This is a genomic window from Marinobacter sp. EN3, from assembly GCF_000475315.1.
Lineage (GTDB): Bacteria > Pseudomonadota > Gammaproteobacteria > Pseudomonadales > Oleiphilaceae > Marinobacter > Marinobacter nauticus.
Window position 1 is genome coordinate 57,294 of sequence record NZ_AXCC01000024.1, and the last position, 17,177, is coordinate 74,470.

Annotated in this window: 12 protein-coding genes; 6 read left to right on the top strand and 6 right to left on the bottom strand. The window is 59.0% G+C overall.

What is annotated here, in order from left to right; translation table 11 throughout:
* The first annotated feature begins 13 nt into the window (after positions 1–13).
* Positions 14–949, top strand: a complete 936-nt coding sequence (locus Q675_RS28905) for an alpha/beta fold hydrolase (protein ID WP_023011264.1) — start codon at positions 14–16, stop codon at positions 947–949.
* A 78-nt stretch (positions 950–1,027) separates the two neighbouring features.
* Entirely contained in the window at positions 1,028–2,599 is a 1,572-nt protein-coding gene (locus tag Q675_RS28910; RefSeq protein ID WP_014422720.1) for a cation:proton antiporter family protein, read from the top strand.
* Here Q675_RS28910 and senA read toward each other — a convergent pair.
* The 3 genes from senA to Q675_RS28925 form a co-directional block, all read right to left on the bottom strand.
* The gene (senA, locus tag Q675_RS28915; protein ID WP_023011265.1) at positions 2,569–3,903 is read right to left on the bottom strand and encodes a selenoneine synthase SenA; all 1,335 of its coding nucleotides are present in this window, start codon (positions 3,901–3,903) and stop codon (positions 2,569–2,571) included. The genes Q675_RS28910 and senA overlap by 31 nt on opposite strands.
* Positions 3,904–4,198: 295 nt before the next feature.
* Positions 4,199–7,309 (bottom strand): efflux RND transporter permease subunit, encoded by a 3,111-nt coding sequence (locus Q675_RS28920; RefSeq protein ID WP_023011266.1) that lies wholly within the window; start codon positions 7,307–7,309, stop codon positions 4,199–4,201.
* Positions 7,309–8,484: an efflux RND transporter periplasmic adaptor subunit gene (locus tag Q675_RS28925; RefSeq protein WP_031211358.1), complete on the bottom strand. Its 1,176-nt coding sequence runs from the start codon at positions 8,482–8,484 to the stop codon at positions 7,309–7,311. The genes Q675_RS28920 and Q675_RS28925 overlap by 1 nt, the downstream gene beginning before the upstream one ends.
* Here Q675_RS28925 and Q675_RS28930 point away from each other — a divergent pair.
* The gene (locus Q675_RS28930) at positions 8,464–8,958 is read left to right on the top strand and encodes a TetR family transcriptional regulator (protein ID WP_023011268.1); all 495 of its coding nucleotides are present in this window, start codon (positions 8,464–8,466) and stop codon (positions 8,956–8,958) included. The genes Q675_RS28925 and Q675_RS28930 overlap by 21 nt on opposite strands.
* 7 nt (positions 8,959–8,965) lie before the next feature.
* Here the strand turns inward: Q675_RS28930 and Q675_RS28935 are convergent, their stop codons facing one another.
* Entirely contained in the window at positions 8,966–10,783 is a 1,818-nt protein-coding gene (locus Q675_RS28935; RefSeq protein ID WP_023011269.1) for an SLC13 family permease, read from the bottom strand.
* A gap of 174 nt (positions 10,784–10,957) precedes the next feature.
* Complete coding sequence (locus tag Q675_RS28940; RefSeq protein WP_023011270.1) at positions 10,958–12,550, bottom strand: isocitrate lyase; 1,593 nt, start codon at positions 12,548–12,550, stop codon at positions 10,958–10,960.
* A 311-nt stretch (positions 12,551–12,861) separates the two neighbouring features.
* On the opposite strand from Q675_RS28940, the gene Q675_RS28945 reads away from it, so the two are divergent.
* The 3 genes from Q675_RS28945 to Q675_RS28955 are packed head-to-tail and all read left to right on the top strand — an operon-like array spanning position 12,862 to position 15,100.
* Positions 12,862–14,349 (top strand): DUF1538 domain-containing protein, encoded by a 1,488-nt coding sequence (locus tag Q675_RS28945; protein ID WP_023011271.1) that lies wholly within the window; start codon positions 12,862–12,864, stop codon positions 14,347–14,349.
* On the top strand, positions 14,346–14,696 hold the full coding sequence (locus tag Q675_RS28950) for a P-II family nitrogen regulator (protein ID WP_022993109.1): 351 nt from the start codon (positions 14,346–14,348) through the stop codon (positions 14,694–14,696). Before Q675_RS28945 ends, Q675_RS28950 begins: the two co-directional genes overlap by 4 nt.
* A gap of 14 nt (positions 14,697–14,710) precedes the next feature.
* A complete protein-coding gene (locus Q675_RS28955; RefSeq protein ID WP_022993110.1) occupies positions 14,711–15,100 on the top strand; it encodes a CBS domain-containing protein in 390 nt (129 codons plus the stop codon).
* Positions 15,101–15,110: 10 nt separating this feature from the next.
* Here Q675_RS28955 and Q675_RS28960 read toward each other — a convergent pair whose 3' ends face one another.
* Positions 15,111–17,069, bottom strand: coding sequence for a CASTOR/POLLUX-related putative ion channel (locus Q675_RS28960; RefSeq protein ID WP_023011272.1), 1,959 nt, complete (start codon positions 17,067–17,069; stop codon positions 15,111–15,113).
* Positions 17,070–17,177: the final 108 nt, after the last annotated feature.

Here is a 17,177-nt window from a genome sequence, read left to right on the forward strand (position 1 = left end):
AAAGGAGTTCCCTGTGCGCCGCACTCACCTGAAGCTGTTCCTGCTGCTGACCGTTACCCTGCTGGTCAGCGCCTGCTCCCGCCAGAGCATCTACGAAAACGCCATAGGCTGGGAACGCTCAAGCGCCGGTCTGGAGGCCGCGCAAGTCACCGTTGGCGATCTGGACATTGCCTACCTTCGCAGTGAAGAACCGGTCGATGGCGACACCCTGGTGCTGATTCACGGCTTCGGCGCCAACAAGGATAACTGGACCCGTCTGGCCAAAGAGTTCCAGGGTGAGTTCAACATCTATGCCCTCGATCTGCCAGGCCATGGCGACAGCAGTAAACCCCTGGACATCGGCTACCGTTTTGAGGATCAGGTAGATTACGTCCACCAGATACTGAAGGAGCTCGGGGTGGAACGCTTCCACATGATGGGCAACTCCATGGGCGGCGCCATCACTGCCCTCTACGCTGCCACCCATCCAGAACAGGTTCACACAGCCGTACTGTTCGACCCTGCCGGTATCTTCGAATATGAAAGTGAGCTGGTGGAACTGGTCATGGATGGCGACAACCCGCTCATCCCGAAACGGGAAGGCGATTTCGACCGCCTGCTGGACTTCGCTCTGGAAAAACGCCCTTTCGTGCCCTGGCCGATCTTTGACGTGATGGAAGAAAAGGCCATCGCCAACCGGGAAGTCAACGAAGTCATTTTCCGGGCCATCCGAGACACCGGCTTCGAGCCGGATTTCCGCAACGCCATCACCAACATCCAGGCGCCGGTTCTGGTGGTCTGGGGCAAACTCGACCGGGTAATTGACTATCGCAATGCCGATGTCTTTGTTGAGGCTATCCCGAACGCGCGCAAGGCCATTCTCGATGATATCGGCCACGCGCCGATGGTGGAGGCGCCGGAGGAATCGGCAGCCCTGTTCCGGGACTTTCTTGCCGACCGGCAACCCTGAAACCAATCGCCACTACAGCTAGGCCCGAAAAAAAGGTAGGCTTCAGAGCTTTGGATTCCGTCGTCAGAAGATTCGCCCATGCCTGAAGCCATCTGGATAAGTTTTGCCTTTGTTATCGGCCTTCTCGTCAAGGGAATCGGTTTGCCTCCGCTGGTGGGCTATCTGGCCGCCGGCTTTGTGCTCAGCGGCCTCAGCGCAACTACCAGCATCACTGCAGAGCCCACCGATGTACTGGCCCACATTGCTCATCTTGGCGTTTTGCTGCTCTTGTTTACAGTCGGCCTGAAGCTGAAGCTACGCTCCATTGTCAGCCCGGAAGTCATCGGCGGCAGTCTGCTCCACTTTGCGATTACCTGTGTGGTGTTTGCCCCCGGCCTCTACCTGCTTTTTGACCTGGACTGGACAACGGCCCTGATGCTGGCGATCGCCCTGTCCTTTTCCAGCACCGTACTGGCCGCCAAGGTACTGGAAAGCAAACGGGAACTCAGAGCCTTCCACGGCCGGGTCGCTATTGGCATATTGATTATGCAGGATCTGATTGCACTGGTGGTGATGAGTCTCGCGGCCGGCAAAACACCCTCAGAATGGGCCGTCATTGTATTCGGCCTTCCGTTGCTCCGGCCGCTGCTTTACAGGCTGCTGGATGCCAGCGGGCACGACGAACTGCTGGTACTGCTCGGGCTTCTGCTGGCCCTGGTGGTTGGTGGCCTTGGGTTTGAGGCCGTGGGTCTGAGCTCGGAATTGGGTGCATTGGTGTTCGGTGCCATGCTGGCCAACCATCCCCGTTCCCAGGAACTGGCCAAGTCCCTTTGGAGCGTGAAAGAAATCTTCCTGGTCGGTTTTTTCCTGCAGATCGGCATTGACGGCCTGCCAGACCAGCAGGCTCTGATCTTTGCGGCAGTAGCAGCCTTGCTCTTGCCACTCAAAGGCATCCTGTTCTACTTCCTGCTGCTGGCTTTCCGCCTGCGGGCTCGCAGTAGCTTCCTCACCTCGCTGTCACTCACAAACTACAGTGAATTCGGGCTCATTGTCGCCAGTGTTGCCCTGCCAGAATGGCTGGTTCCGCTGGCGATATCGGTTTCCCTGTCGTTTGTATTTTCGGCGCCGCTCAACCGGTTTTCCCACAGTATTTACGAGCATGTTGCCCACAAGCTGGTTCGTTTCGAGAGTCAGAAACGTCATCCTGATGAGCAACCTATCTCGCTGGGTACTACACAGGTTCTGGTGATGGGCATGGGGCGAACAGGCACAGCGGCTTACGATTGGCTTGCACCCCATGAAACGCGAATCATGGGGATCGACTCAGACCCTGCCAAAACCGAGAAACACCAGAAAGATGGGCGCAATGTCGTCTTTGCAGACGCCGAAGACACCACCTTTTGGGAAGGTCTGCACATGCCGGAACTCAACTCGGTGGTGCTGGCAATGAGTGACATCGAAGGCAAGCTTATCGCCGCGCGGATGCTGCGCAAGCTCGGCTTCGAGGGCTATATCGTGGCGCACACCATGTATGCCGATGAAGCCGTAAAAATTCGCGAAGCCGGCGCCAATGATGCCTACCTCACGATGAGTGAGACCGGTGTGGCCCTGGCAAGTCACCTTATGGACAAATCAGGAATTCAGGCGGCGCAGGTGCGGAACCCGGTGTAAACATCACTGCGAAACGGCAGATACGCCTGCCGGTAGGTGCCACGGATCAGGTTGGATGAGGTGGCACAGCTGCCGCCCTTGGTGACTTTGTGCGTGGCAAACTGCAGGGTCGACATGAATGGGTACATATCTACCTTGAAGCCGTCATAGGGCAGGAACTCGTTGCTGGTCCATTCCCACACCGAGCCAACCATCTGCCGGCAGCCAAACGGGCTATCGCCGGCCGGGTAATCCGACACCGGGTTACGAGCCATGGTCCGGGCATTCATATCCGCCCGCACAGCATCCGGTGACTCATTACCCCACGGAAAACGCCGAAAAGGGCTACCGGGTTTATTGCCCAGCGCCGCCACTTCCCATTCATACTCGGTCGGCAACCGCCGCCCGGCCCAGGTACAGAAGGCTTCCGCCTCCCAGTAGCTGACATGGTTAACCGGGGCGTCTGGCTGCAACGGCTGCCAGCGATCAAACACCCGCTCCTGCCACTGTTCATCATGCCAGCGCCAGTACAGCGGATGCCGGGGCAACCGCATCATTGGCTCGTTTACCCCATGGACCAGACTGACGTCCTGCTCGGTTTCCAGCCACTTGCGGCCGCCGAACGACCAGAGTTCGGGACGCCTGTAACCATCATCGTCTACAAACGCCTGGAATTCCCGGTTGCTCACCAACGTGCGACTGATGGCAAACGCCGGCAGCTCGACCTCAAAACGGGGCTTCTCGGCATCAAAGGCAAAGTCTTCGGTCGCGTACTGTTGCGGCTCACCGGGCATGCCAATAACCCAGCGACCGGCCGGGATCTGAGCATCACCGCTGATCGACTCGCCCGGAGCAGGCCGATCACCTTTGTAATCCAAAGGCGCCGGATAGCCGACTGTCTGCCGACACCAGATGAGCGACTCGATGTGCATGTTCTGGTGGTAGATGGCGTAGCGGTAAAGGTACAGCTCCCGGTCGGTGAGCCCCCGGGACTGAATCCGCTCCGCGACCCGGTCGTAGATGGTATTGAAAAACTGAAGCGTGGCCTCCCGGCCGGGAAACAGATCACGGCGCCAGCGATCCTTGTGATCGACATGGAATGAATCCCAAAGGTCATCCATGGAGGGATCGTAGCTCGGTGTTCCGTCCAACAGGTTGAAGACAAAGACCTCGTAGAAAAACGCTGAGTGGCCCATTTCCCAGAGTGGCGGATTCACACCCGGATGATACGGGACCTCAAGTTTGTCTTCCGGTAACGACACAATCAGGCTCTCGGTGCGGACGCGAGCCTGTTCCAGTTCATCCAGAAGCTCTTTTTTGTTCATGGTTAGACCTTATCTCTCTCAGCCTGAAACCTCGGTGCAGGAGCAAGTTCCGAGAGGCTTTCCAAAAAGCGCTCCTGCCGGCACATCCATGTGTCGCTTATGTTCCGCCATCCATGGCTCCACAAATTTTTGGAAAGCCTCTCGGAACTTGCTCTTCATACGCCTTAGATAGACGAGAGTATCAAACAAAAAACCGCCGCCGGTAGTCACCGACGACGGTTATCTCTTTATGACGACGATAGCCTGCCCCGATTCAGCTCACTCGCAGTTGGCAAGCAGGGCGCAAAAACTGCGATCAGGCGGCTTTGCGTTTGCGCCGCCAGTCCGCCAGGTCTTCGATCAGCTTGTAGAACAAGGGCACGAAGAACAGGGCCAGGGTACTGGCCACCAGCATGCCGCCAACCACCACGGTACCGATTTCCTGCCGGCTCACGGCACCCGCGCCGGTACTGAATGCCAGCGGCAAAGAACCCACGATGAACGTCAGCGCGGTCATCATGATCGCCCGGAAGCGCTGGCGGGCTGCGGTGCTGGCGGCCTCGAACGAGCTCATGCCCGTTTGCCGGTTCTGGGCGGCGAACTCAACGATCAGAATCGCGTTTTTGGCCGCCAGGCCAATCAGCACCAGCAACCCTACCTGGAAGTAGATGTCATTGGGGAAGCCACGCAACAGCGAGGCCAGTGCCGCCCCGAATACCCCGAAGGGCACCGCGGTAGCCACTGCCACCGGCAGACCCCAGCGCTCGTATTGGGCGGCGAGGATCAGAAACACCAGCAGCAGCCCCATGCCAAAGGCGAGGGTGCCGGAGTCCGCAGAGTCCTGCAGCTGATAGGCTTCACCGGTCCAGCCCAGCAACGTGTTTCGGTCAAACCGCTGATTGGCAACTTCCTGCAGCGCGGTAAGGGCTTCGCCCGTGGTGTGGCCCGGCGTCGGGTCCGCAAGCAATTTGGCCGCGGGGTAGACGTTAAAGCGGTTCAGGATGTCCGGTCCGCTCACCCGCTCCAGCTCCACGAGTGAGCTCAGGGGAATCATCTCCCCGTAGGAGGAACGCACAAACACCTTGCGCAGGTCATCCGGGTGGCTTCGGAATTCGCCTTCAGACTGCAGCGTCACCTGCCAGTTTCGCCCCTGCAGGGTAAAGTCGTTTACATACAGGCCGCCAAACGTGCTCTGCATGGTGGTGAAAATCTGATCCACCGGCACACCTGCCGCCTGGGCCTTCTCCCGGTCAACAATCGCCTGATAGCGGGGAATACCGGTATCCAGGGTCACCCGGACGTTGGTCAGTTCCGGGCGCTGGTTGGCAGCCTGGGTGAACCGGTCCGCCATCGCCTTGATCTCGGAAGGTGTGCGGCCACCACGGGCCTGGATGTAACCTTCCACACCGCCGGTGGTCGACAGCCCCTGGATCGGTGGCGGGGTAAAGGCAATGACAAAGGCTTCGGGCATACCAAACCCGATACCCATAATCTTGTTGGCAATATCGGCCGCGCCCTGGCCTTCGCCTTCCCGCTCAGCCCAGTCCTCCAGCGTTACGAACGCGACACCGCTGTTGGTGCGCAAGGCACTGGAAATAATGTCAAAACCGGCAAAGGCGACAACGTCTTTCACCTCAGGCAGCTGCAGCATGTTCTGCGCCAGCTCGTCCCGGGTGGCTTCGGTGCGGCTGAGAGATGAGGTGGCCGGCAATGAATAAGCCGTCAGCACAAAGCCCTGGTCCTCCTGGGGGACCAGCCCGGACGGCATCTTGTTGAGCAGGAAAACGGTGCCACCGATCATGGCTGCGAACAGCAGTACGCCGATCACGGCGTGGCGCAGTAGCCAGTCCACAACCGCCGAAAAACCGTTGGTGAGCTTGTCGAAACCGGCATCGAACCAGCGGAATACGGTGAGCTGTTTGCCTTCATGGCCGAGCAACAGGGCGCACATGGCAGGCGTCAGCGTCAGGGCGACGACACCGGAGATCACCACAGATACCGCAATGGTGATAGCAAACTGCCGATAGAGTTCACCACTGAGCCCACCCAGGAACGCAACCGGTGCAAACACCGCCACCAGCACCAGCGTGGACGCCACCACGGCCCCGGATACCTGGCTAACCGTCGTCACGGCGGCATTGTAAGGCGACATGCCCTCTTCCTTGATCAGCCGTTCTGCGTTTTCCATGATGATAATGGCGTTATCCACCACCACACCGATGGCCAGTATCAAGCCAAACAGGGTCAGCAGGTTGACCGAGAACCCCATGGCCTGCATGCCGGCAAAGGTGCCCACCAGGGACACCGGAATGGCGATCAACGGAATCAGCGTGGCGTTGAAATGCTGCAGGAACAGGAAGGTCACCACAACCACCAGCAGCACCGCCACGATGAAGGTGGAGATCACCTCCTGAATGGAGATATCAATGAAGCGGGTGGTGTCGTAGGGTACATTGTATTCGAGGCCTTCCGGGAAACGGTCGGCAATTTCCTTCATGGCTTCGTTCACCGCTTCCGCAGCATCCAGTGCATTGGCGCCCGGCTGCAGATACACACCCATCGGCACCGTGGCTCCGCCGTTATAGATGGCGGCGAAATCATAGTTCTGGGCGCCCAGCTCTATCCGTGCCACATCTTTCAGGCGCAACGACGCGCCCTGATCATCACTGCGAAGAATCACTTCGCCAAATTCTTCCGGGCTGGTGAGCCGGCCCGGAGCGGACACGCTGAAGGTGAACGCCTGGCCTTCCGGCGCCGGCTCTGCCCCGATCCGGCCAGCTGCAAACTGGGCATTCTGGGCCCGAAGGGCGCCAGCCACATCCGCGGGTGTCAGCTCGAACTGGGCCAGTTTGTCCGGGCGCAGCCAGATACGCATGGAGTAATCCTGGGCGCCAAACAAAGAGGCGTCCCCGATGCCGGGCAGGCGCACCAGCTCATCCAGCACGTTCAGCAACGCGTAGTTGGAAATCTCCACCACATCCATGGAGTTGTCCGGTGAGGACAGGGTAATCACCTGCAGGATTGAGGTGGAACGGGATTCCACCTTCAGACCCTGGTCCCGGACGGTCTGAGGCAACCGGGCCAAAGCCTGCTGCACACGGTTGTTGACGTTGATCGTAGCCTGGTCCGGATCGGTGCCGATTTCAAACGACACCGTCACCCGAAAGCTGCCGGAGTCGGTCGCACTGGATTCCATGTAGATCATGTCGTCCACGCCGTTGATTTCCTGCTCAAGCGGCGCCACCACCGAATCGGAAATCACATCGGCACTGGCTCCCGGGAAGCGGCCGTCCACCACCACCTGAGGCGGCACCACGTTGGGGTACTGTTCTACCGGCAAACCCAGCAGGGCCAGCGCACCACCAAGGGTAATGATGATCGAGATAACCGAGGCGAAAATCGGCCGGTCGATGAATGTTCGCAGCATCAGTTGGCCTCCTGCGGGCTATCCGGATTCGTGACGTTAACGGCGGCGCCATCACGGAGGTTCACCAGACCACTGACAATATAACGATCGCCCGCATCCAGGCCGCTCAGGAGGATCTGCCGGCCATCACTCACCGGCCCAAGCTCCACCTCCCGGACCCGGGCTTTGCTGTCGTCATCAACCACATAGACCACAGGGCCATGCTGCCCCTGGGTTACCGCCCTCTCGGGCACGGTTATCACATCGTCAAAACTCTGCAGTTCCACCCGCACCCGGACAAACTGCCCCGGTACAATCACTTGCTCCGGATTCGGGAACACAGCTCGGGCGGACACCGTGCCGGTGCGGGGGTCGAGGGTTGAAGCGGTAAAGTCGATGCGTCCATCCAGGTCGTATTCGCTGCCGTCCGCCAGAACCAGGCGCGCCGAGACATTCTGTTCCTGATCTGCTCTTACCATGCCCTCACGGGCAGCACGGCGAATGTTGGCGTCGTTTTCCGGAAGCGCAAAGCGAACGTGAACGGGATCGAGCTGAACAATGGTGGTCAGCAAGGTGCCGGTATCGATCAGGCTACCCTCCGGAAAATCCTCCAGACTGGTCACGCCGCTGATCGGCGCCGTGACATCGGTGTAGCCGAGATCCAGTTCAGCCTGGGCCACGCCGGCGTTGGCCACCGCCAGGTTGGCCCGGGCCAGTTCCAATGCAGACTGCGCCGAGTCCCGATCCCGTTCACTGACGGCGTTACGCTCAAACAAGGAGGAAATACGGTTCCATTCCCGCTCCGCTTGCTGAACATCCGCCTCGGCAACCTGGCGCTGGGCCCGGGCTCGCTGCAGTGCCGCCGCTGCGGGCTTGCGATCTATGCGGAACAAGGCATCACCTTCCCGCACCATCTGGCCTTCTTCGTATAGCCGCTGTTCCAGAATGCCACTGATGCGAGCCCGGACCTCCACCTCCCGGGCACCCCGGGCACGGCCGGCGTAATCCTGCCTCACCGTGACATCGGCCAGCGTCGCCTGTTGCACCACAACCGCCGCCGGAGGCATGCCGCCCGCGCCGGCCTGCTGGCCCTCACCATCCTGACCGCTGCACCCCGTTAGCATCAGCAGTGTCGACAAACCAGCAAAAAGCAGTCCCTTGCGGGCGTTAGGGTGATGAGACATTTCAACGGGCATGGCGCGGTCTACTGGCACTTCCGCAACAAGCAGGACATCCTGGATGCCATGCTGGAGCGGGTTCGCGCGCCGCTCGGCGAAATGCTGGATGAAGCGGCCATCAGCCAGGACAGCCTGACCAACCTGAAGCATCTCTGCGTTATCGCTCTCAGCAAGCTGGCCGAAGACGAACAGTACTTCCGGGTGTACTACATCCTCTTCCACCGCAACGAATCTGATCAGGCGCTGAACAAACACCGGGAGCTTGCAGAGGAGGGAATTGCCTTTGTAACCGACATTTTCCGCAGCCCTGAAAACGCGAAAAAACTGCGACCGGGCCTGAGCCCGGAACTGGCGGGCTATCTGGTGCATACCCAGATGCTGGGACTGTTTTTCGACTGGCTGGCCAAACCTGAGCGCCTTCCGCTGGCCGAGGTTGCACCGATACTGGTGGAAACCGTTTTCAGTGGTCTGCTGGGTGAGCCGGAAGCCTGAGCTCCAGTCAGCCCCATACCCAGAGAATAACCGGCACCGCCGTGGCGGTGACCACCACAGACAGTGGCAACCCCAGGCGCCAATAATCGCCGAACCGGTAACCCGCGGGTTCCATGACCAGCGCATTGGATTGATGCCCTATCGGGGTCAGAAACGCGCAGGATGCGCCAATGGCGACGGCCATCAGCGTTGCGTCCGAAGACAGCCCCAACTGTCCAGCAACGCCCAGGGCAATAGGTGCGACCAGAATGGCCGCCGCGGCATTGTTCACCACATTGGATAACAACATGGTGCCAATCAGAATAATCGACAGCACCAGCCAGGGCGCCTGTCCCTCACCGATGACCAGAATCTGACGGGCGATAAGATCGGCGCCGCCGGTGGTCTCCAGGGCCTGCCCCACCGGAATCATCGCCGCCAGTAATACCACCACCGACCAGTCGATGGCCTTGTAGGCATCACTGGCTTCCAGCAGTCCGGCCAGCACCATGGCGACCGCACACGCCACCAGCGCAACGGGAGGCGTCACCCAGCCGGCGACAATAACGAGGATAGCAACGGCAAACAGCCCTCCGGCCAGTCCGAGACGTTTCTCCCGGCCAAACGCCAGCCCCCGTTCAGCCAGCGGCAGGCAGCCCAGCGTCCTCAGATTAGCCGGGAGCGTCTCCTCGAAGCCCTGCACCAGCAGGATATCACCGGAACGAAAACGGATATCCGCCAGCCGCTGTTTGAGACGGTGGCCCTGCCGGGCGACGGCCACGACGTTGACACTGTAGCGCTCCCGAAGATTCAGACGGTTTGCGGTACGGCCTACCAGTTGTGAACCGGGCGTCACAACCGCCTCGATCAAGCGGGCATCGCCGGCAACCAGCTCATCCTCCGCCTGTTGCCGACGCCCTTTGCCTTCGGTGCCATCCTTCTCTACTTCCTCGTTCGGCGCGCCCGAAGCCAACGTCAGACCGGTGATCTCCAGAAACTCGCCCAGACTCTCAGTATCGGCTTCCACCAGCAGGACATCATTTTCACGCAGAATGGTAAAGGTTGAGGGTGCCGGCGTTGTTTTGTCATCGCGGATCAACGACAAGACCACCAGATTGTTCTGGCTGTCTCCGGCCGTCAGCAGGTTGTGCAGGGTGCTACCGGCATAGTCAGAACCTTCGGTCAGTTTCAGCTCCGTCAGGTAATCACCCACGCTGAACAGTTTCTCGCCGGCGGCCGGGTCCTCCCGTTTCGGTGTCAGGCGCCAGCCGATCAATCCGATAAAGACGATACCCGCCAGGGTAATTGCCAGCCCCACGGGCGCAAAGTCAAATAGCCCGAAGGTGCCCGCCTCTCGATAGCTGGCAATGATGATGTTGGGCGGGGTACCGATCAGCGTAATGGTGCCTCCCAGCAGCGACCCGAACGCCAGAGGCATGAGCAGCAGTGAAGGCGACCGTCCGGCTTCCCGGGACATCCAGATGGCGACCGGCATCAGAAGCGCCAGTGCCCCCACATTGTTGATAAATGCCGAGCACACGGCCACCACGAGGGTCAGGGTCAGCACCTGAATCACGGCATTGTTCCCTACCCGGGCCAGCAGCCGCGCCACCTCGTCTACCACACCACCGTTAACCAGCCCCTGGCTGATAACCAGCACCGCCGCCACGGTAATCACGGCCGGGTGTCCGAAACCGGCGAATACGCTGTCAACTGGCACCAGTCCCGCAATGGCCACCGCCAGCAGCGCCAGCATGGCGACAACATCAAACCGCAACCGGTTCCAGATAAACGCTGCCAGGGTAACAAGCAGAACGGTAAACACAATCCATTGGTCAGCCACCATAATATCTCCAGGTTCCCTGCACCACCTTGCACAAGTCTCCCAGATCGCCTTGGTACTAGCCAGACTGATGACCTGCCATTGGAAAAACAAAACCCCGCAGGGCGATAGCCATGCGGGGTTTCTGGTAGCTGGCAGGCACCTGCGGGTGCCTGCCGGACAACCTGAACCAGTCGATTAACCGAACTGGTTCATGGTGTTGTCTTTACCACCGGCCTTCAGAGCCGCTTCACCAGCGAAGAACTCTTTGTGGTCATCACCGATGTTGGAACCGGCCATGTCCTGGTGCTTCACGGTAGCGATGCCCTGACGGATTTCCTGACGCTGTACGCCAGCAACGTAGGCCAGCATGCCTTCGTCACCGAAGTAGCCTTTGGCCAGGTTGTCGGTAGACAGAGCCGCAGTGTGGTACGTCGGCAGAGTGATCAGGTGATGGAATACACCAGCTTCACGGGACGCATCACGCTGGAAGTTACGGCACCACTCGTCAGCCAGCTGACCCAGCTCAGTGTTGTCGTACTCGGCGCTCATCAGCTTGGCACGGTCGTAGGCAGATACGTCTTTGCCTTCTTCCTGCATGGCATCGAATACCTGCTGACGGAAGTTCAGAGTCCAGTTGAAGGACGGGCTGTTGTTGTAAACCAGCTTGGCGTCGGGCACCACTTCCTTGATGCGGTTAACCATGCCAGCGATCTGGCCAACGTGCGGCTTCTCGGTTTCGATCCACAGCATGTCAGCGCCGTTCTGCAGGCTGGTGATGCAGTCCAGAACAACACGGTCTTCGCCAGAACCCGGCTTGAAGCAGAACAGGCCAGAGGCCAGACGCTTCGGCTTCAGCAGCTTGCCGTTGGACTTGATCACAACGTCGCCGTTCTCGATCTGGGAAGCGTCGTCGATGTACTCGCCGTCCAGGAAGCTGTTGTACTGGTCGCCCAGGTCGCCCGGCTCGTTGGTAACAGCGATCTGCTTGGTCAGGCCAGCACCCAGGGAGTCAGTACGGGCAACGATAACACCGTCGTCCACACCCAGTTCCAGGAACGCCAGGCGAACCGCGTTGATCTTGGACAGGAAGTCAGCGTGCGGAACGGTTACTTTACCGTCCTGGTGGCCACACTGCTTCTCGTCAGACACCTGGTTTTCGATCTGGATACAGCAAGCACCGGCTTCGATCATCTGCTTGGCCAGCAGGTAGGTGGCTTCGGCGTTACCGAAACCAGCGTCGATGTCCGCAATGATGGGCACAACGTGGGTTTCGTGGTTGTCGATCTGCTGCTCGATTTCCTTGGCCTTAGCGGTGTCACCAGCTTTCTCGGCCTCATCCAGAGCGCGGAACAGGTGGTTCAGTTCCCAGGCATCGGCCTGACGCAGGAAGGTGTAAAGCTCTTCGATCAGGCCAGAAACCGCAGTCTTCTCGTGCATGGACTGGTCAGGCAGCGGGCCGAACTCGGAACGCAGGGCAGCAACCATCCAGCCAGACAGGTACAGGTAACGACGCTTGGTGGTACCGAAGTGCTTCTTGATGGAGATCATCTTCTGCTGACCGATGAAACCGTGCCAGCAACCCAGGGACTGGGTGTACTTGGAAGAATCGGCATCGTAAGCAGCCATGTCTTCACGCATGATCTTGGCGGTGTACTTGGCGATGTCCAGACCAGTCTTGAACTTGTTCTGGGCGCGCATGCGGGCCGCGTGCTTCGGGTTGATGGCGTTCCAGGTGGGGTTCTGCTTCACGAGGGAAGCGATTTGGTCGACGTCTTGTGCGTAAGGCATGGTCTCTATCCTTTCTACGTTTGTGTTCAAAAGGTTCGGAGTGCTGCTGCCAGCAGCCTCCGGAGTCAGCCACCGGCCGGATTAACCGGGCTGGTGGTGACGTTGGGCGTAACTTTAGTGCTTTCGAATTTATAATTGAAATTTATATGGTGTATTTTCAGCATTTTTTAAATGAATACACATAATCCCTGCCGACAGGCTGAAGGCCTATTATTGAGGCGGGTCATTTCGGACAGACTACAGCGTGCTATGATTCAGGCACTTGACCCAGATCAGCAACCTCCCTCACCCACGGGCTACAGGGGCATTCTGTGTTCTACGTCCGCGCCTTCAATCATTCACTCCTGCACGCACTGAAGAACCTGCTTCCCATTGTGATCGTGGTGGCGTTCTTTCAGATCGCCATTCTCCAGCAGGTGCCAGAGAACCTGTTCAGCATGGTTGCCGGCCTGTTTGTGGTTGCCATCGGTGTTGCCCTGTTTCTGCAAGGGCTCGAGCTTAGCATCTTCCCGCTCGGAAAGAGCCTGTCGAATCAGTTTGCCCGGCGCGGTTCCCTGGTCATTCTCCTGGCCTTCGGCTTTGCTATGGGCTTCTCTGCGGTGATCGCCGAGCCAGCCCTGATTGCGGTGGCCGAGCAGGCGCAAACCATCAGCGAGGGGCGCATCGACAGCCTGACACTCCGGGTGCTGGTGGCGTTGTCCGTGGGTTTCGTGGTGGCCCTCGGCATTTTCCGGACCATCTTCGGCTACCCGTTACACTGGTTCATGATTACCGGTTACGTCATCGTGGTGATCGTCACCTGGTTTGCACCGGAGGAAATCGTCGGTCTGGCGTACGATTCCGGCGGTGTCACCACCAATGTCGTGACCGTGCCACTGATTGCCGCACTGGGTATCGGACTGGCGGCCTCCATACGTGGCCGGAACCCGTTGATAGATGGCTTCGGGCTGGTGGCGTTGGCGGTGATGGTACCGATGATCACCGTGCAGGTTTACGGCATGCTGGTGTACTCCGGTTCTGCCGAAGCCGAAGGTATTTCGCTCTCAGCCGATACCGGAGAAACCAAACCGTCCGGCGTGGTCGGCGCCCTGCTGGACCTGGTCACCATGATTCGGGATGTTCTGCCCATCATCATCACTGTGCTGTTCTTTCAGTATCTGGTACTGCGTCGCAAACTTCCCAATCCACGCAAGGTCATCTTTGGTTTTACCTTGGTGATTCTGGGGCTTTATGCCTTTGTGATCGGTCTCAAGATGGGGTTGTTTCCGATTGGCACCAGCATGGCCGAACAACTGACGGCCAGGGACAATTATCTCTACGTGTACCTCTTTGCCCTGATGATCGGCTTTGCCACGACCATGGCGGAACCGGCGCTGATCGCCATCGGCGGACAGGCGGAAGAAGCCGCCGGGGGAACCCTGAACGGCAATGTCATTCGCATACTGGTGGCGGTCGGGGTAGCCGTCGGCATCACTATCGGCGTTCACCGGATCATCACCGGCGACTCCATTCACTACTACATCATGGGCGGTTACATCCTGGTGATCGGGCTGACGCTGATTGCGCCCCGCTACATCGTTGCGCTGGCCTATGATCTGGGCGGCGTCACCACCTCGGAGGTCACGGTTCCCCTGGTTACCGCCCTGGGCATTGGTCTGGCCAGCAGTATTGACGGACGCAGCGTTCTTATCGACGGCTTCGGGCTGATTGCCTTTGCGTCAATCTTTCCTATCGTAACGGTGATGGCCTATGCCATCGTATCCCAGTATCTTGCAGAACCACGTAAGGAGACACCATGAAATTCTCGGCACTGGTGGCCATCGTTCCTGAAGACCTGGAGCAGAAGTGTATTGATGCTGCCCGGGATTGCGGTGCCGGAGGAATCACTGTGATGTCCGGCCGGGGCATCAGCAATACCGCGAAAAAAACGTTCTTCGGCCTGACCTACGACGGCAGCCAGAGCGTGCTGCTGATGGTCCTGGAGAAGGGGCTGTCGCTGGATGTGCTGAAAGCCATCCAGAAAGTCATCATGCCGGATGGCAAAGATTCCCAGGGTATGATCTTTACCGTACCACTGGAACACCTGGGCGGCATCGACATGGCCCAGGTGGAAAAATTTGAACAACACGTGAAAGACTCTCTGTAAGCGGAGCGCAGATAATGAAACTGGTCAAAGACGTGATGGTGACCGACATCATCAGGATTTCGCCCTTCGCCACCATTCGCGAGGCGCTTTCCCTGATGAAGCGCCACAATGTCAAATCCCTGGTGGTCGAACGCCAGAATGAGCACGATGCCTGGGGGCTGATTACCTATACCAATATTCTCAAGTCAGTTATCTCGGAGGACGGCGACATCGATTTGCTGAACGTCTACGATGTGTGTGCCAAACCGGTGATCAGCGTAGGTGAGAACCTGGCTCTGAAATACGCGGCCAGACTGATGACCGAATACAGGGTCAAGCGCCTGCTGGTGCTATGTGACAACGACATTTCCGGGTTCGTGGTCATGGACGACATCATGCAGGCACTGCTGGAGACCGTCGACTAGAGACGCCGGCTCAACGTTCAGCCCCCAGACAAAGCACCAACAGCTGATCGCCATCGCGCAGATCCAGGTACTGGTTCCGGGGCGGATTCAGTTGCAAATGGCGCCCGCGTTCATCCGCTTCGGCCCGATAAACGCCCAGGGCAATTTCCCCGCGCTCCGCCACAATCTTCTCCAACACCTGGAAATCCGCGCTGGCCGGCAACGGGTAGTCGTGAGGCCTCCGGAACTGGATTTCTGCCCCACCCTCCGTGAACAATTCATCCAGCACCACCCTCAGTTCCCGCCGTAACGCCACCTGAGCCAACACATGACTGAGAATCATCGGGCTGATCAGCATCTCGCTCTTGTGGCCATACAACAGATGGCGGTTATCCGGGTCACTCAGTTCCATTATGACCTGCGGTCGCCTGGGGGCGGCCGACAGAACATCTTCCAACTGGAGATAGCCCACCATGGCACGGGCATCGGCTTCCTCTCCGGAGCCAACTCGATCGCTGCTGAGCAACATCACTGTGTCGTATCCGGCTGGATCAAGGCGCCGAAGGTCCTCTTCCACCATGTAGTCGGCTTCCAGCAGGCGACCGTTTACTTTCGACAGGTCAACGCCGTAACGCTGCATTTCCCGATTCCGGTCATCCAACGGAATCGCCGACACCAGATCGAGTTCAAAAACCCGACTGCCATAGCTGGCAAACTCGGCCGCCATGGTCGGCACCCTACGGTTCCAGCCCAGTACCAGCACCCGGTGGACACCCGGAACCGGCTCTGGCAGGGCCTGGTTTTGTCTTCGCTCCAGCTTCGGCAACGTCGCTGCCTTTGGCACGGCCACGGTATGCTGGTAATCCCGGGCCAGAAGCACAACCCGGTCTTCGTTGCGGATGACCGTGCCTGAATCTGCCAACAGATTGACCTGCCAGCCCCCGCTCGGGTTTGGATGCAACAAACCCAGGACAATCGCATTGGGCCGCTGGCTTGCCAGCTCTGCCAAGGTCAGGCCTTCAGCGGTTTCTCCCCCACGCACGAAAATCTCGTTGCCTTCACCGGCGGTCAGCAACTCGTTGTATACCTCGGAAAGGTTCGGGTGGATGACGTTCTGAACCATCAACCTGCTGATGGTGGCATCACCGGCCACCACTTCCACGGCCCCGGGGTAGGCCCGCTCGATAACGGGCAGTTTACGCATGTCCTGAATTTCAGCCACCACAAAGGGCAGCCGGGCGTTGTAGTGCCTGGCCTGGGCGGCGATGGACAACAGCGCCTTCACGGTTTCAACATCGGAGGTTATCAGCGAGCCGCCCTCGTGCACCTGGCTGGGCACAATCACCGCCGCCGCATCCAGACAGGCAACCCGATGCAACGCTTCCGGCTGAATGGCAGAACCGCTGCGCAGAATCACTTCCCGGGCTCGCCGGCCAATACCAGGCTCCCTGATCAGTTCGTGCAAATGCTCGACACTGGCCTCTTCCGCCAAAAGAACCAGCCGCAGTTTCTGGGCGTCATGCTTCTCCAGAAACCGGGCCATACGCCCAGACGAACCAAATAACTCCGCTACCAGCGGCGGCGTCTGGGCGGTCCAGCCCAGCACGACGATATGGTTCTTCAATGTCACCGGGGTAAGGCCACGCTCCAGATCTTCCATCTTGGCAATCAGCCAACGGGTGAGAATGGCCACCAGGGTACCCATGAACACCACGTAGCCCATTATCGTCAGCAGGGTGGAGACAATGCGTTGCCAGGTGCCCACGTCGTCTCCCAGGTAACCCGGATCGGTCAGGCGCAAAAATGCCCACCAGATGGCGTGCCCGGCACTTTCAAACTCGCCGGCCTGGGGCAGCACCACCAGCAGACCGCCAATCAGCGATATCAGCGCAATAAAGCAACCGACCACCAGCAACTGAAAGCCGGCCCCTTTGACCAGTTGGCGCTCCACGATGAACTTGATCCGATCAACAATTCGAAATGGCAGCATTCGATCCCTTATAGCGTCGTTCCCGCGGCAAACGGTTTGCCGGTTTCTGATTCTGTCGCCTAGGATAGTTCAAACAGTCCCGGAAGGTGAGCCCTGACATGATGCGGC

Coding starts and splice junctions, on each gene's coding strand:
- Q675_RS28910 (WP_014422720.1), top strand. CDS start 1,028: ATGCCTGAAGCCATCTGGATAAGTTTTGCCTTTGTTATCGGCCTTCTC.
- Q675_RS28955 (WP_022993110.1), top strand. CDS start 14,711: ATGAAACTGGTCAAAGACGTGATGGTGACCGACATCATCAGGATTTCG.
- Q675_RS28930 (WP_023011268.1), top strand. CDS start 8,464: ATGAGACATTTCAACGGGCATGGCGCGGTCTACTGGCACTTCCGCAAC.
- Q675_RS28950 (WP_022993109.1), top strand. CDS start 14,346: ATGAAATTCTCGGCACTGGTGGCCATCGTTCCTGAAGACCTGGAGCAG.
- Q675_RS28935 (WP_023011269.1), bottom strand. CDS start 10,783: ATGGTGGCTGACCAATGGATTGTGTTTACCGTTCTGCTTGTTACCCTG.
- Q675_RS28940 (WP_023011270.1), bottom strand. CDS start 12,550: ATGCCTTACGCACAAGACGTCGACCAAATCGCTTCCCTCGTGAAGCAG.
- Q675_RS28925 (WP_031211358.1), bottom strand. CDS start 8,484: ATGCCCGTTGAAATGTCTCATCACCCTAACGCCCGCAAGGGACTGCTT.
- senA (WP_023011265.1), bottom strand. CDS start 3,903: ATGAACAAAAAAGAGCTTCTGGATGAACTGGAACAGGCTCGCGTCCGC.
- Q675_RS28920 (WP_023011266.1), bottom strand. CDS start 7,309: ATGCTGCGAACATTCATCGACCGGCCGATTTTCGCCTCGGTTATCTCG.
- Q675_RS28960 (WP_023011272.1), bottom strand. CDS start 17,069: ATGCTGCCATTTCGAATTGTTGATCGGATCAAGTTCATCGTGGAGCGC.